This is a genomic window from Pseudomonas xionganensis, from assembly GCF_009763245.1.
In the GTDB taxonomy this organism is placed as follows: Bacteria; Pseudomonadota; Gammaproteobacteria; order Pseudomonadales; family Pseudomonadaceae; genus Aquipseudomonas; species Aquipseudomonas xionganensis.
Genome location: NZ_WKJZ01000001.1, coordinates 2,322,214 through 2,346,194 on the forward strand (window position 1 = coordinate 2,322,214; position 23,981 = coordinate 2,346,194).

At 62.8% G+C, this 23,981-nt stretch carries 27 protein-coding genes; 19 read left to right on the forward strand and 8 right to left on the reverse strand.

Annotated elements, in window-relative coordinates; genetic code table 11:
* Positions 1-182: 182 nt before the first annotated feature.
* The 7 genes from GJV18_RS10825 to efp all read left to right on the forward strand — a co-directional run bounded on the left by GJV18_RS10825 (position 183) and on the right by efp (position 6,414).
* Positions 183-992: an alpha/beta fold hydrolase gene (locus GJV18_RS10825; RefSeq protein WP_160345299.1), complete on the forward strand. Its 810-nt coding sequence runs from the start codon at positions 183-185 to the stop codon at positions 990-992.
* Positions 989-1,852: an alpha/beta fold hydrolase gene (locus GJV18_RS10830; protein WP_160345301.1), complete on the forward strand. Its 864-nt coding sequence runs from the start codon at positions 989-991 to the stop codon at positions 1,850-1,852. Before GJV18_RS10825 ends, GJV18_RS10830 begins: the two co-directional genes overlap by 4 nt.
* A 51-nt stretch (positions 1,853-1,903) precedes the next feature.
* Positions 1,904-2,566: a glutathione S-transferase family protein gene (locus GJV18_RS10835; protein WP_160345303.1), complete on the forward strand. Its 663-nt coding sequence runs from the start codon at positions 1,904-1,906 to the stop codon at positions 2,564-2,566.
* Between the two features lie 8 nt (positions 2,567-2,574).
* On the forward strand, positions 2,575-3,372 hold the full coding sequence (locus GJV18_RS10840; RefSeq protein ID WP_233280088.1) for a DUF4892 domain-containing protein: 798 nt from the start codon (positions 2,575-2,577) through the stop codon (positions 3,370-3,372).
* A 77-nt stretch (positions 3,373-3,449) separates the two neighbouring features.
* Complete coding sequence (locus tag GJV18_RS10845) at positions 3,450-4,526, forward strand: AI-2E family transporter (RefSeq protein WP_160345306.1); 1,077 nt, start codon at positions 3,450-3,452, stop codon at positions 4,524-4,526.
* Between the two features lie 134 nt (positions 4,527-4,660).
* Positions 4,661-5,791, forward strand: coding sequence for an elongation factor P maturation arginine rhamnosyltransferase EarP (gene earP, locus GJV18_RS10850; RefSeq protein WP_160345308.1), 1,131 nt, complete (start codon positions 4,661-4,663; stop codon positions 5,789-5,791).
* Between the two features lie 47 nt (positions 5,792-5,838).
* Positions 5,839-6,414, forward strand: a complete 576-nt coding sequence (efp, locus tag GJV18_RS10855; RefSeq protein WP_160345310.1) for an elongation factor P — start codon at positions 5,839-5,841, stop codon at positions 6,412-6,414.
* 93 nt (positions 6,415-6,507) lie between these two features.
* Here efp and GJV18_RS10860 read toward each other — a convergent pair whose 3' ends face one another.
* A complete protein-coding gene (locus GJV18_RS10860; RefSeq protein ID WP_160345312.1) occupies positions 6,508-7,482 on the reverse strand; it encodes a LysR family transcriptional regulator in 975 nt (324 codons plus the stop codon).
* A gap of 103 nt (positions 7,483-7,585) precedes the next feature.
* Here GJV18_RS10860 and GJV18_RS10865 point away from each other — a divergent pair, with 103 nt between their 5' ends.
* The gene (locus GJV18_RS10865) at positions 7,586-8,341 is read left to right on the forward strand and encodes a sulfite exporter TauE/SafE family protein (protein WP_160345314.1); all 756 of its coding nucleotides are present in this window, start codon (positions 7,586-7,588) and stop codon (positions 8,339-8,341) included.
* Here the strand turns inward: GJV18_RS10865 and GJV18_RS10870 are convergent.
* Positions 8,331-9,185 (reverse strand): LysR family transcriptional regulator, encoded by an 855-nt coding sequence (locus GJV18_RS10870; RefSeq protein WP_160345316.1) that lies wholly within the window; start codon positions 9,183-9,185, stop codon positions 8,331-8,333. The genes GJV18_RS10865 and GJV18_RS10870 overlap by 11 nt on opposite strands.
* 96 nt (positions 9,186-9,281) lie before the next feature.
* Between GJV18_RS10870 and GJV18_RS10875 the strand changes: the two genes are divergently transcribed.
* The 5 genes from GJV18_RS10875 to queF all read left to right on the forward strand — a co-directional run bounded on the left by GJV18_RS10875 (position 9,282) and on the right by queF (position 12,603).
* On the forward strand, positions 9,282-9,512 hold the full coding sequence (locus GJV18_RS10875; protein WP_160345317.1) for a DUF1127 domain-containing protein: 231 nt from the start codon (positions 9,282-9,284) through the stop codon (positions 9,510-9,512).
* A gap of 48 nt (positions 9,513-9,560) precedes the next feature.
* On the forward strand, positions 9,561-10,490 hold the full coding sequence (locus GJV18_RS10880; protein ID WP_160345319.1) for a DMT family transporter: 930 nt from the start codon (positions 9,561-9,563) through the stop codon (positions 10,488-10,490).
* Between the two features lie 25 nt (positions 10,491-10,515).
* Positions 10,516-10,977: a DUF3291 domain-containing protein gene (locus tag GJV18_RS10885; RefSeq protein WP_160345321.1), complete on the forward strand. Its 462-nt coding sequence runs from the start codon at positions 10,516-10,518 to the stop codon at positions 10,975-10,977.
* 66 nt (positions 10,978-11,043) lie between these two features.
* Positions 11,044-11,745, forward strand: a complete 702-nt coding sequence (pyrF, locus tag GJV18_RS10890) for an orotidine-5'-phosphate decarboxylase (protein WP_160345323.1) — start codon at positions 11,044-11,046, stop codon at positions 11,743-11,745.
* A gap of 27 nt (positions 11,746-11,772) precedes the next feature.
* On the forward strand, positions 11,773-12,603 hold the full coding sequence (queF, locus tag GJV18_RS10895; RefSeq protein ID WP_160345325.1) for an NADPH-dependent 7-cyano-7-deazaguanine reductase QueF: 831 nt from the start codon (positions 11,773-11,775) through the stop codon (positions 12,601-12,603).
* A gap of 48 nt (positions 12,604-12,651) precedes the next feature.
* Here the strand turns inward: queF and GJV18_RS10900 are convergent, their stop codons facing one another.
* Positions 12,652-12,918 carry a DUF4404 family protein gene (locus GJV18_RS10900; RefSeq protein ID WP_160345327.1) on the reverse strand — a complete coding sequence of 89 codons (267 nt, stop codon included), beginning with the start codon at positions 12,916-12,918 and terminating at the stop codon, positions 12,652-12,654.
* 124 nt (positions 12,919-13,042) lie between these two features.
* Positions 13,043-13,741, reverse strand: coding sequence for an HAD family phosphatase (locus tag GJV18_RS10905; RefSeq protein WP_160345328.1), 699 nt, complete (start codon positions 13,739-13,741; stop codon positions 13,043-13,045).
* Positions 13,742-13,989: 248 nt separating this feature from the next.
* On the opposite strand from GJV18_RS10905, the gene GJV18_RS10910 reads away from it, so the two are divergent.
* Positions 13,990-14,691 (forward strand): MlaA family lipoprotein, encoded by a 702-nt coding sequence (locus GJV18_RS10910; RefSeq protein WP_160345330.1) that lies wholly within the window; start codon positions 13,990-13,992, stop codon positions 14,689-14,691.
* 56 nt (positions 14,692-14,747) lie between these two features.
* Here the strand turns inward: GJV18_RS10910 and GJV18_RS10915 are convergent, their stop codons facing one another.
* The gene (locus tag GJV18_RS10915; protein ID WP_160345332.1) at positions 14,748-15,047 is read right to left on the reverse strand and encodes a PilZ domain-containing protein; all 300 of its coding nucleotides are present in this window, start codon (positions 15,045-15,047) and stop codon (positions 14,748-14,750) included.
* A 216-nt stretch (positions 15,048-15,263) separates the two neighbouring features.
* Here GJV18_RS10915 and rssB point away from each other — a divergent pair, with 216 nt between their 5' ends.
* Entirely contained in the window at positions 15,264-16,448 is a 1,185-nt protein-coding gene (gene rssB, locus GJV18_RS10920) for a two-component system response regulator RssB (protein ID WP_160345334.1), read from the forward strand.
* Positions 16,449-16,456: 8 nt separating this feature from the next.
* Complete coding sequence (gene rssC, locus GJV18_RS10925; protein ID WP_160346087.1) at positions 16,457-16,939, forward strand: anti-sigma factor antagonist RssC; 483 nt, start codon at positions 16,457-16,459, stop codon at positions 16,937-16,939.
* Positions 16,940-16,999: 60 nt separating this feature from the next.
* Here the strand turns inward: rssC and tal are convergent, their stop codons facing one another.
* Together tal and dusA are read right to left on the reverse strand one after the other, a co-directional pair.
* A complete protein-coding gene (gene tal / locus GJV18_RS10930) occupies positions 17,000-17,926 on the reverse strand; it encodes a transaldolase (RefSeq protein ID WP_160345336.1) in 927 nt (308 codons plus the stop codon).
* Positions 17,927-17,967: 41 nt separating this feature from the next.
* The gene (gene dusA / locus GJV18_RS10935) at positions 17,968-18,954 is read right to left on the reverse strand and encodes a tRNA dihydrouridine(20/20a) synthase DusA (RefSeq protein WP_407692339.1); all 987 of its coding nucleotides are present in this window, start codon (positions 18,952-18,954) and stop codon (positions 17,968-17,970) included.
* Between the two features lie 199 nt (positions 18,955-19,153).
* Between dusA and GJV18_RS10940 the strand changes: the two genes are divergently transcribed.
* The 3 genes from GJV18_RS10940 (at position 19,154) to GJV18_RS10950 (ending at position 21,980) form a co-directional block, all read left to right on the forward strand.
* Entirely contained in the window at positions 19,154-20,122 is a 969-nt protein-coding gene (locus tag GJV18_RS10940) for an alpha/beta fold hydrolase (RefSeq protein ID WP_160345339.1), read from the forward strand.
* Between the two features lie 149 nt (positions 20,123-20,271).
* On the forward strand, positions 20,272-20,907 hold the full coding sequence (locus GJV18_RS10945) for a peptidase C39 family protein (protein WP_160345341.1): 636 nt from the start codon (positions 20,272-20,274) through the stop codon (positions 20,905-20,907).
* A gap of 353 nt (positions 20,908-21,260) precedes the next feature.
* Entirely contained in the window at positions 21,261-21,980 is a 720-nt protein-coding gene (locus tag GJV18_RS10950) for a DUF1294 domain-containing protein (RefSeq protein ID WP_160345342.1), read from the forward strand.
* 327 nt (positions 21,981-22,307) lie between these two features.
* Here the strand turns inward: GJV18_RS10950 and GJV18_RS10955 are convergent, their stop codons facing one another.
* A complete protein-coding gene (locus GJV18_RS10955) occupies positions 22,308-23,894 on the reverse strand; it encodes an ABC-F family ATPase (protein WP_160345344.1) in 1,587 nt (528 codons plus the stop codon).
* Between the last annotated feature and the right edge of the window lie 87 nt (positions 23,895-23,981).

The following is a 23,981-nucleotide window of genomic DNA, read 5'->3' on the forward strand; positions in this document are numbered from 1 at the left end:
CCCGCAAGAGAAATGCACCGCCGGGGCATTAAGTGCTCGCATGCACCGTGGCCTTGGCACGGCTGGCGTTCCTGGCCTCAGCTTTGGCTGTTGTGCCCTGATTCACTGGCCGAATTGTCATTGCCGCATGGCCATTGCTGCCGGACAATTCCCTCCCGTGTCTTTCGACAGAAGCCAGATCCATGACTCAGCCCGTGTTTTTCGCCCATGCCAACGGTTTCCCCTCGGCCACCTACGGCAAGCTGTTTGCTGCCCTGGAGCCGGACTATCGGGTGCAGCATCTGGAGCAGCATGGCCACGATCCGCGTTTCCCGGTCAATGACAACTGGAGCAATCTGGTCGATGAGCTGATCCATCATCTTCAGGGCGCTGCTGAGCCGGTCTGGGGGGTGGGCCATTCCCTTGGCGGGGTGCTGCACTACCATGCGGCGCTCAAGTGCCCGCAGTTGTATCGCGGGGTGGTAATGCTGGATTCGCCGGTGCTGACCCTGGCCGATCAGGTGGTGATCCGCGCCGCCAAGCGCTTCGGCTTTATCGATCGCATCACCCCGGCCGGGCGGACCCTGGGCCGGCGCGAGGAGTTCAGTGATCTGGATGAGGCCCGCGGCTATTTCTCTGCCAAGAGCCTGTTCCGCCGCTTCGATCCTGACTGCCTGGAGGCCTATGTGCGCCATGGCCTGCAGCCGGCCGGCAACAGCCTGCGCCTGCGTTTCGATCCGGCCACCGAGATCAGCATCTATCGCAGCGTGCCCCATACCAGTCCGGGACGCCCGCAACAGTTGCAGGTGCCGCTGGCCATGGTCCGCGGTCGTCACAGTCGGGTGGTATTGCCGCACCATGCGCGTCTGGTGAAGCGGGTGCCCAAGGGCGAGTACCTGACGCTGCCTGGCGGTCATATGTTCCCGCTGGAGCGGCCCCAGGACACTGCGGCGCTGCTGCGTCGACTGTTCAGTCGTTGGTCTGGTCAGGCTGAAGAGGTGCGCAGCGCATGAGTATCAATTTTGAAGAGGTGCGCCTGCGCCTGCCCCATATCGAACTGGCGGCCCACCTGTACGGCCCCGAGGATGGGCGTCCGGTGATTGCCCTGCACGGTTGGCTGGACAATGCCGCCAGCTTTGCCCGCCTGGCGCCGAAATTGTCGGGGCTGCGCATCGTCGCCCTGGATTTCGCCGGTCATGGTCATTCCGATCACCGCCCCGCTGGCGGCAGCTACGCCATCTGGGATTACGTGCATGACGTGCTGCAGGTGGCCGAGCAGTTCGGCTGGCAGCGCTTCTCCCTGCTGGGCCACTCCATGGGCGCGATCGTCTCGGTGTTGCTGGCCGGGGCCATGCCCGAGCGGGTTGAGCGTCTGGCGCTGATCGATGGTCTGATGCCCTATACCGGCGAGGCCGACACTGCACCGGGCAAGCTGGGCGAAGCCTTGCGCGCGCAGCTTACGCTGGCCGGTAAGCGCAAGCCGGTGTATGCCGAGTTCGAGCGCGCGGTTAAGGCGCGCATGCAGGGCGTTGGTGCTGTGACTTATGAAGCCGCAGAGCTATTGGCGCAGCGGGGGCTGATGCCTGTCCCGGGGGGGTATACCTGGCGTACCGACAGCCGTCTCACCTTGCCCTCGCCGCTGCGCCTGACCCAGGCCCACGCTATGGCGTTCGTGCAGGCGCTGCGGTGTCCGAGCAAGCTGGTGCTGGCCGAGCAGGGCATGCTGCAGGCCCAGCCGCAGCTGAGTGAGTTGCTCAGCGGGCTGCCCCTGGAGGTGGTGCGCCTGGCCGGAGGGCATCATCTGCATCTGGATGACGAATTCGGTGCGCAATTGGTAGCAGACTGTTTCAAAGCTTTCCTGCAAGCGTCTTGACTTGCCGAAGGCAACTGGGGAAAGGTGTGGTCGATTGCCATGGAGATTTGCATGATCGACCTGTATACCGCCGCTACCCCCAATGGCCACAAGGTGTCCATTGCCCTGGAGGAACTGCAGCTGCCCTACAGCCTGCATGCGCTGAGCTTCGACAGGAAGGAGCAGAAGAGCCCGGCCTTTCTCAAGATCAATCCCAATGGCCGCATCCCGGCCATCGTCGATCGTGACAACGACGACTTCGCCGTGTTCGAGTCCGGCGCCATTTTGCTGTATCTCGCGGAAAAGACCGGTCAGCTGATCCCCAGCGATGCCAAAGGCCGTTCACGGGTGATCCAGTGGCTGATGTTCCAGATGGGTGGGGTCGGCCCGATGCAGGGGCAGGCCAATGTTTTTTACCGCTATTTCCCGGAGAAGCTGCAAGGGCCGATTGACCGTTACCAGCATGAAACCCGCCGCCTCTACGAGGTGCTGGATGGGCGCCTGGGCGAGGCCGAGTTCCTGGCCGGCGATTACAGCATTGCCGACATTGCCACCTATCCCTGGGTGCGTATCCATGACTGGGCCGGTGTCTCGGTCGAGGGGCTGGAGCATCTGCAACGCTGGATGCAGGCCATGGCCGGGCGACCGTCGGTGCAACGCGGCCTGCAGGTTCCACCTCGCGAGGAAGAAGGCGACAGGGTGGTCAAGGCCGCCCAGTCGATGTTGATGAAATGAGGCGGCCTATGCGTGTAGTCGGTGGATGGGTGCTGCTATTGGCCGCAGCCAGCGTTCAGGCCGATGTGGCCGGCAGCCATGATCTGGAGGTCTTGCCGCGCTTTCCCGGTAGCCAGATTGTCAGTTTTCACGATGTCGCCCAGCAGGAACGCATCTACCCACAAGGAGCCATTCGGCGCATCAGCGGTAAATTGCGTTACGAGCGCGAAGTGGCGGTGCAGGGGGCTTTTACGGCCCTTACCTATGAGCTGCCGCGCACCCATACGGCCGGTGAAGTCTTCAGCACGGCCCGTGAAACCCTGCAGGCGCAGCATGCCGAACTGCTCTACTGGTGTGAGGGCCGCGAATGTGGCTCCAGCAGCCTGTGGGCCAACGCAGTATTCGACAACGCCACCCTGTACGGTTCCGATGATCAGCAGGCCTACGTGCTGATGCGCCTGGCCGAGCCGGCAGACAGCCTGCTGGCGCTGTACAGCATCACCCGGGGCAATCGTCGTGCCTACCTGCATGCCGAGTTGCTGCGCGCCGATGCGCCGCTGGCCGAGGTATTGCCGACACCCGCCACGCTGCTGCGTCAGTTGCGCACCAGCGGTGAGCTGAATCTGCAGCGTCACAGCCAGCCCAGTGAGGCGTGGGCAGCCTTGCTGGCACGCAGCCTGAATCTGGACAGCACCCTGCGTGTCAGCCTGGGCGGGGTGCAGGCCGAATCCTGGCGTGAGGCGCTGGTGGAACAGCGGGTTCGCGCCGCGCGTCTTGAACTGGGTGAAGACGCTCAGGAAGGCTTGCGCATCAAGTTGCTGCGCTAAGCACCATAGCGGTATTGAATAGAGGCTCTGTACCCCGGTGCAGAGCCTTTTCTTGTTTTCTGCAGGGAGTCGCTGCCATGGCTGCGCATGATCGTCTACTGGTGCAGATTCTGCTGTTCGCCCTTTTGGGCGCCTGCCTCTGGGTCTTGGCGCCGTTCTGGTCGGCGCTGTTCTGGGCTGCGGTGCTGGCGTTTGCCAGTTGGCCGGTGATGCGCCTGTTGACCCGTTTTCTGGGTGGGCGCCTGTCTCTTGCCGCGGGTTTATTGACCCTGATATGGACGCTGCTGGTGGCAGTGCCGCTGGTGATGCTGGGGTTCAACCTGGCCGATCACATCAAGGATGTCACCGCCCTGATCAAGGATTTCCAGCTGGACGGATTGCCGCCGGCCCCCCTGTGGCTGGTCAGCGTGCCAGTGCTGGGTGAGAGCCTGCAGAGCCTCTGGTCGACAATCGATCAGCAGGGCGCCGCCTTTCTTGCCACCTTGCGGCCTTATCTGGGCCAGCTGGGCAACTGGTTGCTGGCACGTAGTGCACAGATCGGCGGCGGCATGTTGGAGCTGGCCCTGAGTCTGGTGCTGCTGTTTTTCTTCTACCGCGACGGACCGCGCCTGGCGGTGTTCGTTCATAGCCTGCTGGAGCGCCTGATCGGCGAGCGCGCCGATCATTACCTGGAACTGGTGGCGGGCACCGTGCAGCGAGTGGTCAACGGCGTGATCGGCACCGCCGCGGGCCAGGCGCTGCTGGCCTGGATCGGCTTCAGCATTGCCGGCATTCCGGGGGCCTGGCTGCTGGGTATCCTCACCTTCGGCTTCAGCCTGATCATGGTGCCGCCACTGATCTGGGGGCCGGCAGTGCTCTGGCTGTTCTGGCAGGGTGAAGTCGGCCTGGGGATTTTCCTGCTGATCTGGGGCTTCTTTGTAATCAGCGGGGTGGACAACATCCTCAAGCCCTATCTGATAAGCCGTGGCGGCAATCTGCCGCTGATTGTGGTGCTGTTCGGGGTGTTTGGCGGCATCCTGGCGTTTGGCTTTATGGGCCTGTTCCTCGGCCCGACCCTGCTGGCGGTGGCCTACAGCCTGCTCAGCGACTGGGTGGCGCAGAAGGCACCACAGATTGAGGCCGAGATCGCCGAGGAAAAACCGATGCGCGGCTAGAGGCGGCCTGCACGCCTGGTGTTTGGCGCCACGGCTGGCTGTAGCTTCTCGCGGCCGGGCTGGCGCGCGACACCTGGCCCTGCTCTTGTCGGTGCGGGTTGTTACACTGCGCGCCTGGTTTGATGGGGGCGGGGATGAAAGCGAGCTGGGATATTTTCTGCAGCGTGGTCGACAATTACGGCGATATCGGCGTGACCTGGCGACTGGCCCGCCAACTGGTGGCCGAGCAGGGGCAGGATGTGCGCCTGTGGGTCGACGACCTGACGGCGTTTGCCCGTATCTGCCCGGGTGCCGACCCCGCCGCATCCCGCCAGCTGCATCAGGGCGTGGAACTCTGCCACTGGCCGGCGCAGTGGCCCGATGTGGCCGCCGCGGATGTGGTGATCGAAGCCTTTGCCTGCCACCTGCCGCCGGCCTATATCGAGGCCATGGCGCGGCGCGCGGCCAAGCCGCTGTGGCTGAATCTGGAGTACCTCAGTGCCGAAGACTGGGTCGAAGGCTGCCACGGCTTGCCCTCGATGCAACCTGGCGGCCTGCAGAAATTCTTCTTCTTTCCAGGCTTTGCTGCCGCCACAGGCGGACTGCTGCGTGAGCGTGATCTGCTGGTGCAGCGCCGGGCCTGGCAGCAGGACGAGCAGACCCGCGCGACATTTCTGCGCAGGCTGGGCGTAGAGCCCATGGCCGGTGCGCGGCGCATTTCCCTGTTTGCCTATGAGAATCCGGTATTGCCCGGCTGGCTGGAGGCCCTGGTGGCGGATCAGCAGGCGACCCAGTTGCTGGTGCCCGAGGGGCGTATTCTGAGCAGTTTGAGCGACTGGGCCGGAACGTCACTGGCGGTAGGGGACAGGCTGCAGAAGGGCTCGCTGCAGATCCAGGTGTTGCCGTTCGTCAGTCAGGATGACTACGACCGACTGCTGTGGAGCTGCGATCTCAACGCCGTGCGCGGCGAGGACTCCTTTGTCCGCGCCCAGTGGGCCGGGCGTCCGCTGCTCTGGCATATCTACCAGCAGGACGAGGATGCCCATCTGGAAAAACTCCAGGCCTTTCTAAGGCTCTATACCGCTGGCATGCCGTCAGCTGCAGGCGCTGCCCTGGACGATCTGTTCCTGGCCTGGAACACCGGTGCAGATATCACCAATGCCTGGCAACGCCTGCAACAGAGCTGGCCGGCGCAGTGCGAACAGGCCGAACGCTGGTGCGATCAGCAGGCCAAGCAGCGGGATCTTGCCGCGGCGCTGGTGCTGTTTTACCAAAATTGGCTATGATACGCGGCCTAGAAATTAGTACCTCCCCGCACATTTCGGATATTCGTATGAAAACCGCACAAGAAATGAAGCCCAACAGCGTGGCCCTGATCGATGGCCAGCCGTGGCTGATCCAGAAGGCCGAGTTCACCAAGTCCGGCCGTAACAGCGCCATCGTCAAGATGAAGCTGAAGAACCTGCTGAACGGTTCCAAGACTGAAACCGTCTACAAAGCCGACGACAAGATGGAGCCGGTCATCCTTGAGCGCAAGGAAGTGACCCTGTCCTACATCAGCGGTGAGGACTATGTATTCATGGATCCCGAGTTCAACTCCTACGAGTTGCGCGCCGAGGACCTGGAAAGTGTGCTGCCCTTTATCGAAGAAGGCATGACCGATATCTGCGAAGCCGTGTTCTTCGAAGGCAAGGTAATTTCCGTTGATCTGCCGACCACCATCGTGCGCCAGATCACCTACACCGAAAACTCCGCCCGTGGCGACACTTCCGGCAAGGTCATGAAGCCGGCCAAGCTGTCCAACGGTACCGAAGTGAAAGTGGCCGATTTCTGCAATATCGACGACTGGATCGAAATCGACACCCGTGACGGTTCCTACAAGGGCCGCACCCAGGCGCCGCAAGCCTAAGTACTGGCTAAGCCCGCTAAAAACCCGACCTCGCGTCGGGTTTTTTATTGCCTGTCATCAGGTGCAGCAGAAAGGCCGTAAGGCTGCGAATGTTCACGGCTGGCGACTTGTTGCCTGCACGCCCAGGCGTGCCTGCAGGGCCTGATCCCAGGGCGGCGGAAAGCCGAAACGCTGCTTGAGAAAGCTCAGCAGCAGACGGGTACGCGGGCTGGTTTCGCGCTCCAGGCGCAGGGCATAGATGCTGCTGGGTTCGGCGGCGGGCAGGCCGTTGTCGCAAAACAGTGGCAGCAACTCGCCGCGCAGCAGGTACTCACTGCACAACCAGGTGGGCAGGTGGGCGATACCCAGGCCCGCCAGGGCGCTGGACAACAGGGTTTCGGCATTGTTGGTGGTCAGCCGCTGGCGCTTGGGTTTGCACGGTTGCAGTTTGCCGTCCACCTCGAAGCGCCAGGCGTAGGGTGGGGCCAGGCTGTCCCAGTCGAGGCCGTCGTGCTGCTCAAGTTCCAGGGGGCTGCGCGGAATGCCGCGTCGGCGCAGGTAATCCGGGCTGGCACAGAGGATGCGGGTCATTGGGGCCAGTGCGGTGGCGACCAGACGGCTGTCAGGCAACGGGCCGATACGCAACACCAGATCCACCTCGCCCAGATGCTCACCCTGCAGATCGGTAAAACTGTCGATCAGGCGTAGCTGTACGTCCAGATTCGGGTTGGCGCCAAGAAACTCGGCGATGGCCGGTGCCAGGTGACGGCGGCCAAAAGGTGAGGGCGCATCGATACGGATCAGGCCCTCCGGCGCATTGCTCAGCGATACTGCCTCGGCCCGGGCCAGATGCAGTTCGGCAAGAATGCGTCGGGCCCGCTCGGCAAAGGCCAGGCCGGCCGGCGTGACCCGCACCGCATGGGTGCTGCGGCTGAACAGTGAGCTGCCGAGGGCGCGCTCCAGGGCATCGATGCGCCGGGCCACCGCCGAGGGGGTCAGGGGATGGCGCCGGGCCGCGGCAGAAAAGCTGCCGCTTTCCAGTACATCGAGAAACAGGCTGAGCTGTTCGGTCAGGGTATCGGGGTTCATAACGGCTCGCTTGTGCGCAGAATGCCTAGCCATTGTGCGTGGCTATGCGTTTCCCTGCCAGCTGCGGGCGACTAGGCTATGGGCTCATATTGGGAGCCTGGTCATGAACGTGCTGGATTTCACCCTCAACCTGCTGCTGGGGCTGCTACTCGGCACCCTTGGCGGTCTGTTCGGTATTGGTGGTGGTCTGATTGCCATTCCGGCTCTGGGCGTATTGTTTGGTCTGGATCAGCAATTGGCCCAGGGCACTGCGCTGGTGATGGTGGTGCCCAATGTGTTGTTGGCAATGTGGCGTTATCACCAGCGCAATCGTATCGATCCACGTCATGCCCTGGCGTTGGGCTTGAGTGGTTTGTTGTGTGCCTGGTTGGGGGCGGACTGGGCCCTGGGGCTTGCTGGCACGCAGATTCGTCAGGCTTTTATCGGCTTTCTCCTGGCCCTGGCGGCCTACAACCTGCTGCGCCTGTATCAGCGCCCCGCGTTGGTGACGACGCAGTTGCGTCAGCCCTGGCCCTGGCTGGCGTTGTTGGGCAGTGCGGCGGGCGTGCTTGGCGGTTTGTTCGGGGTCGGTGGCGCCGTGCTGGCCACGCCAGTGCTGACGGCCGTATTCGGTGCCAGCCAGGTGATGGCGCAGGGTTTGTCCCTGGCGCTGGCGGCGCCCAGCACGGCGGTAACCTTGCTCAGCTATGGCCTGCATGGCCAGGTCGACTGGTGGCTGGGCCTGCCCCTGGCGCTGGGCGGGCTGCTCAGCATCAGCTGGGGCGTACGTCTGGCCCATGCCTTGCCCGAGCGTCTGCTGCGTGTGCTGTTTACCGTCTTTCTGTTGCTCTGTGCCGTATTGCTCGGTTTTAGAGCCTGAATCCCTCGACTATCTGCTCGGCCAGGGTCTCGCTCACCTGGGAGTGGCTGCGTTCGTTGCGTAGCAGCACGATGCTGGCGGAGGGCAGGGCCGGCAGCCCTTCGGCCTCACCGATAATCTGCAGGTCCGGGGTGATCAGGCTCTGCAGCTGGGCGGTGATGGCCAGTCCGGCGCTGACCGCGGCCATGATCGCCGACAGGCTGGGGCTGGTGTAGGCGATGCGGTAGTCACGGCCCAGGGCGTCGAGGCCATTACAGGCCCAGGCCCGACAGAAACACTGGGCGTTGAACATGGCCAGGGGCAGGGGGCTGCGCTCATGCAACCCACTACCTTTGGCCTGGGCCCAGACCAGGCGCTCCTGGCGCAGCAGCTGACCAATCTCCGTGCCCGGCTCGCGGGTGACCACGGTCAGGTCCAGATCCTGGCGTTGCAGCAGCTGGAACGAGGGCTCGCAATGCAGCTCCACCTGCACCAGCGGATAGCTCTCGGCGAAGCGCACCAGAATGCCTTGCATAAAGCGCATCACATAATCGTCCGGTGTGCCGATGCGCACGGTGCCGACCATATGGGGCTGGCGCAGGCTGCTCAGCACTTCGGCATGCAGCTTGAGGATGCGCCGGGCATAACCGAGCAGCAGCTGACCTTCGGCCGTGAGGCTGAGCTGGCGACCTTCGCGCTGGAACAGCGGGCGCTGCATCACGTCTTCCTCCAGGCGCTTCATTTGCATGCTGACCGCCGACTGGGTGCGATTGACCATCTCGGCGGCGCGGGTAAAGCCGCCGTGATCGGCAATGGCGACGAAGGTGCGCAGCAGCTCACTGTCGATGCTGGGGTAGCTGGCCATTCATCAATCTCCAAGATGCATTGAATAAGAAACATTCGTTGGATTGATCTTAAGCCCGGCGCGAGACTGACGCCAACCCCACAGGAGGGCGACGAGATGAAAGGTCAAAAAGGTTTTGCACTGGCAGCAACATTTTCCCATCCATTGCAGCTGGCTCAGCCCTGGCGCAGACTTGGCCGCCAGCTCAAGCGCTGGTGGCAGCTGGCCGAGCAACGGCGTCAGCTGGCCATGCTTGGCGATGCCCAGCTCAAGGATATCGGTCTGAGTCGGGCCGATGCCTTGCAGGAGGCCGAGCGGCCGTTTTGGGATGATCCCTGTTCACATTGAGGGCAATGAGGTGTACATGGCCAAGCCTGGGCGGGTGGCATAGACGTTATGCGCAAGAGTGCCGACCTGTTTCTGTTCCAACTGATGCTGCTGCTCTGCGCCCTCTGGGGTCTGCAGCAGGTGGCGATCAAGCTGGCTGCGGCCGATATCGTGCCGTTGCTGCAGGTGACCCTGCGCTCGGCCATTGCCGCCGTGCTGGTGGGCGCGCTGCTGCTCTGGCAGGGCAGCTGGCGCGGCTGGCTGGGCAGCACCTGGCGCGGTGGCCTGCTGGCCGGTACCTTGTTTGCCCTGGAGTTCTTCTTTATTGCCCAGGGGCTGCAATACACCTCGGCCTCCCATATGGCGGTGTTTCTCTATACCGCCCCGATTTTTTCTGCCCTGGGCCTGGCCTTGCTGCTGCCCAGTGAGCGTCTGCACCGGCTGCAGTGGCTTGGCGTGGCATTGTGCTTTGCCGGCATAGTCCTGGCCTTTGGTGGGGATGGCGACTGGGCGGAACTGAACCGGCAGATGCTGCTGGGCGATGGCCTGGCCCTGCTCGCCGGCCTGTCCTGGGGGCTGACCACCGTCGTGGTGCGGGGCTCGCGCTTGTCCGAGGCGCCGCCGACCCTGACCCTGTTCTATCAATTGCTGGTGTCCTTCGTCCTGCTGCTGGGCTATGCCCTGGCAAGCGGCCCGCTGGCGCCGATTAGCTGGACGCCGGTCAGTATTTCCAGCCTGCTGCTGCAGGCCGTGGTGGTGTCGTTTCTGAGCTACCTGGCCTGGTACTGGTTGCTGCGTCGCTACCTGGCCTCCAACCTGGCAGTGTTTTCCTTTATGACCCCGCTGTTCGGGGTGACCTTCGGCGTACTGATCCTGCAGGAGTCCCTGAGTCTGGCCTTCGTGCTGGGCGCGGCCCTGGTCATGCTGGGGATTCTCCTGGTCAGCCAGCATGCCTGGCTGCGCAACCGTCTGCAGCACTGGCGTGCTGCGAGCAACTGAACGTCCCATGGGACAAGGAGTGCCTATGTCTGCTTATCATCTTGCACAGTTGAATATCGCCCGGATGCTTTACCCACTGGAGGCGCCGGGCATGGCGGATTTTGTCGCCAATCTGGAGCGCATCAACGCTTTGGCAGAGGCCTCGCCCGGCTTTGTCTGGCGCCTGCAGGACGAGGAGGGGGATGCCACCGCTATTCGTCCGTTCGGCGAAGAGGTGCTGGTCAACCTGTCGCTCTGGCAGGATGTCGAGTCGCTCAGGGCCTTTGTCTACGGCTCTGCCCATAGCGAGATACTCAAGCGCCGCGCCGAATGGTTCAGCCGCTTGGGCGAGGCGCATATGGTGTTGTGGTGGGTGCCGGCCGGGCACCTGCCCACCCCGGAGGAGGCGGCCGAGCGGCTACAGTTGCTGCGCGAGCGAGGGGCGAGCCCGCAGGCGTTCAGTTTTCGCCAGCCCTATGGGGTTGAGGCGCTGCTGGCCGAGGCCTGAAGGCGGTAATTGGATACGGCTTGGGCTACAATGCGCGGCGAATTTTGTCCTGCCCGAGAGTCCCGCATGCCCACCTGCCAGTCCCCGATCATCGTTGCCCTGGATTTTCCGACCCGTGATGCCGCCCTGGCCCTGGCCGATCAGCTTGATCCCGCGCTGTGCCGGGTCAAGGTGGGCAAGGAGCTGTTTACCCGCTGTGGGCCGGAAATTGTCGGTGCCCTGGCGGGCAAGGGCTTCGAAGTGTTCCTTGACCTGAAATTCCACGATATTCCCAACACCACGGCCATGGCGGTCAAGGCCGCTGCCGAGATGGGCGTGTGGATGGTCAATGTGCACTGCTCCGGCGGCCTGCGCATGATGGCGGCCTGCCGCGACACCCTGGCGCAGCTGAGTGGCGCAAAGCCGCTGCTGATTGGCGTGACCGTGCTGACCAGCATGGAGCGCAGCGATTTGGCCGGTATTGGTCTGGATATCGAGCCGCAGCAGCAGGTGCTGCGTCTGGCGGCCCTGGCGGCCGAGGCTGGGCTGGATGGTCTGGTCTGTTCGGCCCAGGAGGCTCAGGCGCTGAAGGCCGCGCACCCGGCGCTGCAACTGGTCACCCCGGGCATCCGGCCGGCTGGCAGCGCTCAGGATGACCAGCGCCGTATCCTCGCCCCGCGTCAGGCGCTGGAGCAGGGTTCGGACTATCTGGTGATCGGCCGGCCGATCAGCCAGGCCGCCGACCCGGCCCAGGCGCTGGCCACTATCGTCGCCGAACTGGGCGCCTGAGTTTTTTAGTTCAATCAGGTAATTGCCATGCATCCTGCTGCCGAAGATTCACCCCTGGGTAAATCCAGCGAATATATCGCTACCTACACGCCGTCCCTGCTGTTCCCCATTCCCCGGGCCGCGAAGTGGGCCGAGCTGGGCCTGAGCGCCGACACGCTGCCCTATCAGGGGGTGGATTACTGGAACTGCTTCGAGCTGTCCTGGCTGCTGCCCTCGGGCAAGCCGGTGGTGGCCATGGGCGAGTTCGCCATTCCGGCCGATTCGCCGAATATCATCGAGTCCAAGTCATTCAAGCTCTATCTCAACTCGCTCAATCAGTCGGTTTTCGCCAGCACGGAAGAGTTGCTTGCTGTGCTGGTCAAGGATCTGTCGGCCGCCGCCGGCAAGCCGGTAGGGGTGCGCCTGCGCAGCCTGGCGGAGGTCACGGCCGAGGGCTTGGCGGCAGCGCCGGGCCTGTGTATCGATGAGCTGGATGTGGCCATCAGCAACTACAGCCAGCCCAGCCCCGAGCTGTTGCGCTGTGATCAGGCCCGAGTGGTGGAGGAGTGTCTGCACAGCCATCTGCTCAAATCCAACTGCCCGGTCACCGGCCAGCCGGACTGGGGCACTGTGGTGGTGGAGTACCGTGGCGCGGCCCTGGATCACGCCAGCCTGCTGACCTATCTGGTGAGTTTCCGTCAGCATGCGGATTTTCATGAGCAGTGTGTGGAGCGCATCTTTCTCGATCTGCAGAATCTGCTCAAGCCCGAACACCTGACGGTCTATGCCCGCTACGTGCGCCGCGGTGGGCTGGATATCAACCCTTACCGCAGTACCGGCCCCATTGCGCCGGACAATCGCCGCCAGGTGCGTCAGTAACGAAAAACCCCAGCCTTTGCGCTGGGGTTTTGTTTGTTGCCAATGCCTTCAGATGCCCATATTGGCCAGGCTCTGCATGATATTGCGCAGGGTGCCGGCCAGGGTCGGGTGGCTGGCCTCGAATCGCTCCACCGCCAGGTTGACCCCATCGATCAGGGTCGCGTCGGGGGCAGCGGCAGCCTGGCGGGCCAGTTGCAGTTCAATCTCCTGGGTCAGCACGAACAGCTCGGCGCGCTCTTCCTCGCTCAACGGTGGCCCTTCGGCCAGTTGGTCACGCAATTCTTGCAGTTGCTGCGGCAGATGGCTTGCAGGCATAAGGTTCTCCCTTGTGATCCATGATGGATTAGACCTGGCGCGGCTGCGCAAGGTTCTGTTCTGTACTCAAGGGTAATCCAAGCGCCGTGGCTTTGCCTGCCCTGGATCAAGGCGCAGCACGCAATCAGGGCTTTTCACCCTTGCTGCGGCGCAGGTTCAGGTCGGCCAGGCAGGCCGGCAGCTCGGTCAGTTGATCAATCACCGAATGCACGCCGAGGCGGTAAAGGCTCAGGGTCGCCTGGCTGCGCAACTGATCACGCCGAGCGCCTTCCAGGCTCTGCCAGTCCCCCAGGGCCAGGCCGCAGAGCGGACCACAGGTGGCCAGGCCCACGGTCCACAGCCCCGCGTTCAGGCCGGCCTGAAGCAGTTTCGGCTCGCCGCTGATCAATACGCAGCCGTCCAGACGCTCAACCTGCAGTTGTATCAGGCTGTGCCAGATGCTATCCGGTGCGGGCCAGGGCCGATGTTGTTGCCAGGTAATACCCGGCAGCCATTGGGGCAAGGCCTGGGCCAGGCGCATGCTGGCATCGCGGGGCTGTTGATCCAGCCAGGCACAGGCAATGTGCTGCTCGTGTAGCTGGTGCAAAAGTGGCAGGGCGCCGGGCGTGGCTTCGCTGAGTTCATCGGCGACCTCACAGAGCGCCTGCAGATAGGCCTGCTGTTCCACTGTGCTGGCATTCTGCTCGGACCAGTGAGTCAACCCGGGATCGGTATCGCTGTGGGCGAGACGCTGCAGAGCCAGGGCCGTGGCGCGGGAGCCGAAATCGACCAGGCAACCGCCCAGACCAAATAGCAGGGCGTTGAAAGAGGGCAGGTTGGGCATGGGGCACATCCATGAAAATTAACCGGCCCAGCCTAACAACGGCAGATGACGTTAGGGTTAAGGCAGAGTTACGGATAATTCCGTAGGTTGTGGGCCGACCTGAGTAGAAGAGCAGAGGCTCCACGGCCCGCGGGTTTTCCTGCATGGACTTTCTCGCCTATGCTGCCCAAACCTCCCACTGATCTTTATAATGCGCGCCTTTGAATGACTGCCTCTGGCAGCCCAGCCGTTTGCAAGGAGTGACCCGGATGCCTGTGATCGCCGCAAGTTGGACCAAGGGATTGATGAGTGTGTTTGCTGCCGTCGGCCTGTGCCTGACGAGCAGTTTGGTGCAGGCCAGCGATGAAGATCCCTGGCAGGGCTACAACCGATTTATGTTCCGGGTCAATGACAATATCGACGCCTACACCCTCAAGCCGCTGGCCAAGGGTTACCAGGCGGTGACTCCGCAGCCGGTGGAAGAGGGCATCGACAATGTCTTCCGCAATATCGGCGATGTGCGCAACCTGGCCAACAACCTGCTGCAGGGCAAGTTGCATGATGCCGGCGTGGACACCGGTCGCCTGATTTTCAATACCACCTTCGGTTTGCTGGGGATCTTCGATGTAGCCAGCAAGATGGGCCTGCAGCGCAGTGACGAAGACTTCGGTCAGACCCTGGGCGCCTGGGGCCTGGGCAGCGGCCCCTATGTGGTGCTGCCGCTGCTGGGGCCAAGCACCGTGCGCGATACCTTTGGCCGCGTACCGGATGCCATGCTGACGGCGCCCATGCATATCGATCATGTGCCGACCCGCAATGTGGTCAGCGGTGTCGAGGCGATCAACCTGCGTGCCGGTCTGCTCAAGGCCGAACGCATGGTCAGTGGCGACAAATATATCTTCGTGCGCAACGCCTACCTGCAGAACCGTGAGTTCCGGGTGCAGGACGGCCAGGTTGAAGACGATTTTTAATTAACCGCGCAGGTACAAAAAAGGCGGCTAACAAGCCGCCTTTTTACTGTCCGCGATCAGGACATGGAAATGATCGCCAGCCCCAGTGCCTGCCGACCGTCTTCCAGGGTGGCGACCCGCACCACTTCGGCTTCGGCATCCAGGCCGCGCAGTTCGTTGTGGTCGGAGGCAATGTGCACGCGCACCCTGTCGCCCATGTTCACCGCACTTTCGGCTTCCAGTTGCATGCCAGTGCTCGATAGGTCGAGGCACAGGGCGGAAACTTCCAGGCCGTTATAGTGCAGGGTGACGGGTGCCTCCAGGCGCATGCGGATGTAATCGCGTTTCTCGCTGTAGGCACGATCGTTTTGGCTCATGGGCACTTTCCTCTTGTTATCCGGGACTGTCCTGCGACCCTTATAACCTTGGCCGATTTCAGGTGTAAAGGCGTAGCGCGACGATCGGCGTGTGCTTGAATCGAGGTGCGGATGGGAGTACCGTCTGCGCCTTGATCTAAGCCGAGTTCGCGCGTTCAGGTGGCTGGCCTGGCGCTAACGCCAACCCACACCCGGCGCAGTTTGCCTGGATACCCCATGCACAAGACCAGTGCCACGCTGCTGATAATTGACGACGACGACGTAGTGCGCGCGAGCCTCGCGGCCTATCTGGAAGACAGTGGCTTTCATGTGCTGCAGGCCGCCAATGGTTTGCAGGGGTTGGAGGTTTTCCAGCAAGCCTCCCCGGATCTGCTGATCTGCGACCTGCGCATGCCCCAGGTAGATGGCCTGGAGCTGATCCGGCGAATCAACGCCCTGCAGGTGGAAACCCCGGTGATCGTGGTCTCCGGTGCCGGCGTGATGAGCGATGCGGTCGAGGCCCTGCGCCTGGGCGCCGCCGACTATCTGATCAAACCCCTGGAAGACCTGGCCGTGCTGGAGCACTCGGTACGCCGTGCCCTGGATCGCGCCAACCTGCGCCTGGAGAACCAGCGCTACCGTGATGAGCTGGAAACCGCCAATCGCGAGTTGCAGGCCAGCCTGCATCTGCTGCAGGAAGACCAGAATGCCGGGCGCCAGGTGCAGATGAACATGCTGCCGGTCACGCCCTGGCAGGTCGACGGCCTGAGCTTTGCCCACCAGATCATCCCCTCGCTTTATCTGTCCGGGGATTTCGTCGATTACTTCCGTGTCGACAGCAGCCGTATCGCCTTTTATCTGGCCGATGTATCCGGCCATGGCGCCTCCTCGGCCTTTGTCACGGTATTGCTGAAATTCATGACCACGCGCCTGCTCTATGAGTCGCGTCGTGGCGGCGAGATGCCCGAGTTCAAGCCTTCCGAGGTGCTCGGGCATATCAACCGCGGGCTGATCAACTGCAAGCTGGGCAAGCATGTGACCATGCTCGGCGGGGTGATCGATCTGCAGCACAATCGCCTGACCTACAGCATCGGCGGCCATCTGCCACTGCCGGTGCTGTACAGCGAGGGCCAGGCCCGCTACCTGGAAGGTCGCGGCCTGCCAGTGGGGCTGTTCGCCGATGCAAGCTATCAGGACCATGAGTTGCAGCTGCCGGAGGCCTTCAGCCTGACCCTGCTGTCCGATGGCATTCTCGATCTGCTCTCCGGCGATACCCTGAAAGAGAAGGAAGCGCAGCTGCCCGAGCTGATCAGCGCGGCGGGCGGCAGCCTGGATGGCCTGCGCAAGGCCTTTGGGCTGGCCAATCTGGGCGAGATGCCGGATGATATTGCCTTGCTGGTGTTAAGCAGGAACCTTGCATGAACCCTGGGATCAACCCCGGTCGAATCCAGTTCGCCGAACAAGACGGCACTTTCGTCCTGAAGTTTGTCGGCGAAGTGCGCCTGACGCTCTGCTCAGCCCTGGATGCCACCATCGAGAAGATTTTCACCGCGCTGAATTTCTCGGCCATCGTGATTGATCTGACCGAAACCCGCAGCATCGACAGCACCACCCTGGGCCTGTTGGCCAAACTGTCGATCCTCTCGCGGCAGAAGATCGGCCTGCTGCCGACCGTGGTCACCACCCACGAAGACATCACCCGCCTGCTGCAGTCCATGGGTTTTGATCAGGTCTTCAATATCGTCGACACACCGGTGCCATGCCCGAGCTGTCTGGACGATCTGCCATCCCAGGATCAGTCGGAAGAGGTGGTGCGGCAGAAGGTGCTGGAAGCGCACCGCATCCTGATGGGGCTCAATGACTCCAACCGTGAAGCCTTCCATGATCTGGTCAACGCTCTCGAACATCATTGATCGATTGCATGGGTAACGAAACGGGGCGCTCATTGAGCGCCCCGTTTGCATTCAGGTCATTCAGGCTTGAGCGGTAAGCAGTTTTTCCAGCTTTTCCTGATCGCGGGCGAAGAGGCGGATGCCTTCGGCCAGTTTCTCGGTGGCCATGGCGTCTTCGTTCATGGCCCAGCGGAACTGGTTCTCAGCCAGGCTCTGCCGAGGTTCGCTGGCGGCGCCCGGGTTCAGTACGCGGGCCAGGGGCTGCTGATCATCGGCCAGTTGCTGCAGCAGTTCCGGGCTGATGGTCAGGCGGTCGCAGCCGGCCAGCGCTTCGATCTGGCCGATATTGCGAAAGCTCGCGCCCATCACCACGGTGGGGTAGGCGTTGGCCTTGTAGTAGTTGTAGATGCGCGTCACCGACTGCACGCCCGGATCCTCGACACCGACAAAATCGCGGCCTTCGGCCTTCTTGTACCAGTCGTAGATGCGCCCGACGAAGGGTGAGATCAGAAACACCCCGGCATCGGCGCAGGCCTGGGCTTGGGCGAAGGCGAACAGCAGGGTCAGGTTGCACTGGATGCCGGCCTTTTCCAGCTGTTCGGCGGCGCGGATGCCTTCCCAGGTGGAGGCGATCTTGATCAATACGCGCTCGCGGCCAATGCCGGCTTCTTCATACAAGCCGATCAGACGCTCGGCGCGGCGCAGGGTGGCCTGGGTGTCGAAGGACAGGCGCGCATCCACCTCGGTGGAAATGCGCCCGGGAATGATCTTGAGAATTTCCCCGCCCACGGCCACGCCGAAGTGATCACAGGCCAGGCCCAGGTCGCTCTTGCCGGCGCCCAGGGCCGCTTTCAGCAGCTCGCTATAAGCCGGCATGGCGGCGGCCTTGAGCAGCAGGGAAGGGTTGGTAGTGGCGTCGACCGGCTTCATCCGGGCGATGGCGTCGAGGTCGCCGGTGTCGGCGACTACGGTGGTGAACTGCTTGAGTTGATCCAGCTTGGAGGTCATGACACAGCCTTGTCGTTGCAGATGCCCCGACATTACCCGAGTCAGCGCCCCTGCAGCAATTGCGCCGCCTGATCAAACAGGGCCATGGGTTCGGCTGTCTTGTGGATGTCCACCGAGAGCAGCTGGCGAAAGCGTCGCGCGCCGTTGAAGCCCTGGGCCAGTCCGAGCATATGGCGGGTGATATGGTGCAGGCTGCCACCTTCGGCCAGGTGCGCGGCGATATAGCCGCGCATGCTCTGCATCGCTTCGAAGCGGCCCAGCACCGGGCGCTCTGAGCCGAACAGCTGTTGATCGACCTGAGCCAGCAGATAGGGGTTGTGATAGGCCTCGCGGCCGAGCATCACGCCGTCGAAGGTCTTGAGGTGCTGCTGGCATTCCTCCAGGGTCTTGATGCCGCCGTTGAGGATGATCTCCAGGTCGGGGAAGTCCTGCTTGAGCTGGGCGGCGACGTCATAACGCAGCGGCGGCACTTCGCGGTTCTCCTTGGGCGACAGGCCTTCGAGAATGGCGATGCGCGCATGCACGGTAAAACTGCGGCAGCCGGCCTCGCGCACGGTGCCGACAAAGTTACAGAGCTCGGCATAGCTGTCACGGGCGTTGATGCCGATACGGTGCTTGACCGTCACCGGGATGCTCACCGCGTCCTGCATGGCCTTGACGCAATCGGCTACCAGTTGCGGATGGCCCATCAGGCAGGCGCCGATCATATTGTTCTGCACCCGGTCGCTGGGGCAGCCGACATTCAGGTTGATCTCCTGATAACCCGCCGCCTCGCCCAGCTTGGCGCAGGCTGCCAGGTCCGCCGGCACGCTGCCGCCCAGTTGCAGAGCCAGGGGGTACTCCGCCGCGCTATGGCGCAGAAAGCGCGCGGTATTGCCATGCAGCAGGGCGCCGGTGGTGACCATCTCGGTGTAGAGCAGGGCATGCTGCGACAGCTGACGCAGGAAGAAGCGGCAGTGTCTGTCCGTCCAATCCATCATCGGGGCCACGGAAAAACGACGGGAGAGGGGCTGGTGCGGGCTGTTCACGGCGGGTCTCGCAGGCGTCTGGGCGCTAGGCTGTGGCCTGTGGGCAGGCATTTGCGGCTAGCGAACAAGCAAAGGGAAAGGCGCGAATGCTACCAGATTCGTCTGCCCGGAGCCCTGCCTTGGTATTCGTCTGATCGATTAAGGGCGCCACTGCGCGCGGGTATTTGTCATAGTGGTCAGCCGTCTTAGGAGCGACGTTATGCATGCACTCGAACATCAGCTGCTTGAGGTCAATGGTATCGAGCTCAGCCTTTACAGCGCCGGCCCCCAGGGTGGGCGGGCGCTGTGGTTGCTGCATGGCTTTCCCGAGTGCTGGCATTCCTGGCGCAAGCAGATCGCCCCCCTGGCGGCAGCAGGCTATCGGGTGCTGATTCCGGAGATGCGCGGCTATGGCAAGAGCAGTGCGCCGCGCGAGCCGGAGGTCTATGACCTGATCACCCTGTGCGGCGATATCCAGGGCGCCATGGACGCGCTGGGTCAGACCGAGTGCTGTGTGATCGGCCATGACTGGGGCGCGCCAGTGGCCTGGCATCTGGCCCTGCTGGAGCCGCAGCGCGTGCGGGCCGTGGTGGCCATGGCGGTGCCTTTTGGCGGGCGGCCGAAACAGCCGGCCACTGAATTGATGGCGCAGCTGTATGCCGGGCGTTTTCACTACATCCTGCACTTCCAGACGCCGGGTGTGGCCGAGGCGGAAATGGACGCCGATATGGCCCGCACCCTGCGCATGATGATGCACAACACCTCGGCCGCGGTGCCCAAGGACTTTTTTCTGCAGGACAAGCCAGCTGGTGCCGGCCTGTTCGATGGCATGCAGGACCCGGGCAGCCTGCCGGCCTGGTGCGACGCGGCGGCCTTTGCCCATTACCTCGACACTTTCGCCGGTCGCGGCTTCTATGGCGCGCTGAACTGGTACCGCAATTTCCACCGTAACTGGCTGCGCACCGAGGCCTTGGCCGAGCTGCAGGTCGGGCAGCCAGCCCTGTTCCTGCTCGGTGACCATGACCCGGTAGGCACCCTGGAAGCCTATACCCTCAAGCAGATGCCCAAGCGCGTCAGGCAGCTGGAACAGCATGTGCTGAAGGACTGCGGGCACTGGATTCAGAACGAGCAGGCCGAGCAGGTCAACCAGCTGCTGTTGGACTTTCTCGGACGGCAGTATCCGGCTTGAACACTGTGTAACGCCGTTTGATGGCGGTCTGGCGGCCATAAATAGTCAAGGCAGGGGGCAGGCGCGGGATGGCTTTGTCGCTATGCTGCGCAGCTTGAGACTGTGCCGGAGGCGATATGCGGGTTGTCCTGTGTTGGGGAATGTTGATCGTGACCTTGTTACTGGGCGGCTGTGCGCCAAAACAACTGTCGCCCCATGGTCAGGGTTTGCCAGAGCGGGTTGAGCTGAGCGATGTGCCGTTCTTTGCCCTGAGTGACAGCCAGGGCGGCCCTTCGGCGCTGGCCATGCTGCTCAATCACCAGGGCGTGATCAGCAGCCCGGGCCTGCTGGATCAGCTGATCAGCGAGTCGGGCCGTGCCGTCGATGAACCGGCGGGGCTGACCTTCGCCGCCCAGCACCATGAGCTGTTGGTCTATCCCTTGCCGAGCAGTCTGGAGGCCCTGCTGCAACAGGTCGCCGCCGGTAATCCGGTGCTGCTGGCGTATAAGCCCCTACTGGGCATGGGGCCTGTGCAGTTTGCCGTGCTGGTGGGGTTTGATCGTCGCGAGGAAGTACTGATTCTGCGTAGCGGCAATAATCGCCGCGCCCTGATCGGGCTGGGCCGTTTCGACAGCGCCTGGGCCAGTGCCGGGCACTGGGCGGTGATCCTGACTCCAACCCACCGCCTGCCGGCTCAGGCCGAACTGTCACGCTGGCAGACGGGCGTCGCCGGCTTGCGCAACCAGGGGCTGGAAGAGGCCGCCCAGCACGCCGAGCGCACGGCGCGCCGGTATTGGCCGCAGTAACCGGATGGCGCCTGGAGCAGGCTGTGAGTGGCCACGGTTCAAGGCTCTGCTAGGGTCTGTTGACGTTTCGTTCGCGGCCGCGCCGGAGCCAGTTTTAGCGCGAGGCAAGGCACGAGATGCGAAGTTTAGCCAGCTAAATGAGCCATCGAGAAACGCAGCATCGCGCTAAAACTGGCTCGGCCCTTCGGGTTGCGCGCAAAATCTCGCCATGCGTTGTTGGAGGACTTGGCAAGGGAACAACCATTACCTGCGTCCTCCGCCTAGCTTGGCGAGATTTTTCGCGGCAACGCGGCTCGCGACGAAGCGCCAACAGACCCTAGAATGCGCGCTTTGTTGATCTGAGATGGAAGACCATGGAACAGCGCGGTCTGTTGCGCAGCTGGAATGATGACAAGGGCTTTGGTTTTATCCAGCCCGAGCAGGGCGGCACCGAGCTGTTTGCCCATATCTCGGCCATGCGTGGTGATCGTCGCCCGGTGGCGGGGGATCAGGTCATGTATATCGCCGGCAAGGATGCCCAGGGGCGTGCCCGCGCCGAGCATGTTCGGGTCGCAGGTGAGCTGGCCCTTGATCGTCCAGCCATTCGCCGTAAACCCCGCCCCGAAAAGCCCGCCGCCGCTCCGGCGAAAAAAGCCAGGCCGCGCCCGACCAAACCCGTACGTAACGGCGGCGCCATTCAGCATCCCGGCGCCAAACTGTTGCTGCTGGCCGTGCTCTGCGTGCTGCCGGTGACGGGAGGATTACAGCTGCTCTGGCAGCATGGCTTTGTCTGGGTACTGGCGCTTTATCCGCTCGCCAGCCTGGTCAGCTTTCTGCAGTACTGGTGGGACAAGTCCAGCGCTCAGGCCGGCCGCTGGCGCACGCCTGAAAATACTCTGCACCTGGTTGAGCTGCTGGGCGGCTGGCCCGGTGCGCTGGTGGCGCAGCAGTGCTTTCGGCATAAGACGCGCAAGCTATCCTTTCAGCTGGTGGTCTGGCTGATCGTCGCCGCCCATCAGCTGCTATGGGCTGACTGGTTGCTGTTGCAGGGGCGGCTGTTCGGTGGGCTGCTGGGGCGTTATTTGCCGCTGTAAGGGCGGCTGACCGCAACGTTGTGATGGTTGATCGTCAGCCAGCTGGCGCCTACCGGGAGCTTCGGTTCCGTGCAATTTAGGCAGCCCAATAAAAATCCCGCTCAGTGGCGTAATGCTGTTCAGTTAAGGTCGCGCGCGCTTAGCTCCCCTCTCCTATTTATGGGAGAGGGGCTGGGGGAGAGGGCTGGAACGCAGCAAAACCGCCAGCTTCTCCCTCTCCCTAACCCTCTCCCCGGAGGGGCGAGGGGACTGATCGCGTTCCACCGTTTCTTATGTGAAGAGCATTACGATCAGTGGCGGATTTTTATTGGGCACACATAACGCGCCTTAAACGATCACACCCTGGCTGCGCAGGTAGTCGTCATAGCTGCCGCTAAAGTCGGTCACGCCGTTGTCCGACAGCTCGATGATGCGCGTGGCCAGGGAGCTGACGAACTCGCGGTCATGGCTGACGAAGATCAGCGTGCCCGGGTAGTTCTCCAGGGCCAGGTTAAGGGCCTCGATGGATTCCATGTCGAGGTGGTTGGTGGGTTCGTCCATCAGCAGCACGTTGGGCTTCTGGCAGGCCAGCTTGCCAAACAGCATGCGCCCTTGTTCACCACCGGAGAGGACCTTGACCGACTTCTGGATTTCATCGGAGGAGAACAGCATGCGCCCCAGCGCGGCGCGGATATTCTGCTCGCCCTGGGTCCACTGGCCCATCCACTCGAACAGGGTGTCGTCGGCCTCGAAATCGTGGGCGTGATCCTGGGCGTAGTAGCCCACCTCGGCGCTGTCGGTCCACTTTACCGCGCCGCTATCGGGTTTTATCTCACCGACCAGGGTGCGCAGCAGGGTGGTCTTGCCGATGCCGTTGGGGCCGATGATGGCCACGCGCTCGCCAGCCTCGATCTGTACGCTGAAGTTTTTGAACAACACCTTGTCATCGAAGGCCTTGCAGATTTTTTCCAGGGTCACGGCCTGGCGGTGCAGCTTCTTGTTCTGATCGAAGCGAATAAAGGGGCTGACCCGGCTGGATGGCTTGACCTCGGCCAGCTGGATCTTGTCGATCTGCTTGGCGCGCGAAGTGGCCTGCTTGGCCTTGGAGGCGTTGGCCGAGAAGCGGCTGACGAAGGTCTGCAGCTCGGCGATCTGCGCCTTCTTCTTGGCATTGTCGGCCAGCAGCTGTTCGCGCGACTGGGTGGCGGCGGTCATGTACTCGTCGTAGTTGCCGGGGAACAGGCGCAGCTCGCCGTAGTCCAGGTCGGCCATATGGGTGCAGACCGAGTTCAGGAAGTGACGGTCGTGGGAAATGATGATCATGGTGCTGTTACGCGCCGTGAGGATGTTTTCCAGCCAGCGGATGGTGTTGATATCCAGGTGGTTGGTCGGCTCGTCCAGCAGCAGCACATCCGGGTCGGCGAACAGCGCCTGGGCCAGCAGCACGCGCAGCTTCCAACCCGGCGCCACTTCGCTCATCGGGCCGAAGTGCTGCTCCAGCGGAATACCCAGGCCCAGCAACAATTCGCCGGCGCGGGATTCGGCGGTGTAGCCGTCCATCTCGGCGAACTCGCCTTCCAGCTCGCCGACCTTCATACCGTCTTCTTCGCTCATTTCCGCCAGGGAATAGATGCGGTCGCGCTCGGCCTTGACCTTCCACAGTTCGGCGTGGCCCATGATCACGGTGTCGATCACGTTGAACTCTTCGTAGGCGAACTGATCCTGGCGCAGCTTACCCAGGCGCACGTTGGGTTCGAGCATCACCTGACCGGCCGACGGCTCCAGATCACCACCGAGAATCTTCATAAAGGTCGACTTGCCGCAGCCATTGGCCCCGATCAAACCGTAACGGTTGCCGTTGTTGAACTTTACGGAAACGTTTTCAAAAAGCGGCTTGGCGCCGAACTGCATGGTGATATTGGCGGTGGAGATCACGAATCTTGGTCCAGATAAGCGGGCGCACGGGCGCGAAAGGGGCGCGATTGTAGCGGTTTACGGGCGCAAAGGGCAGCGCACGGGACA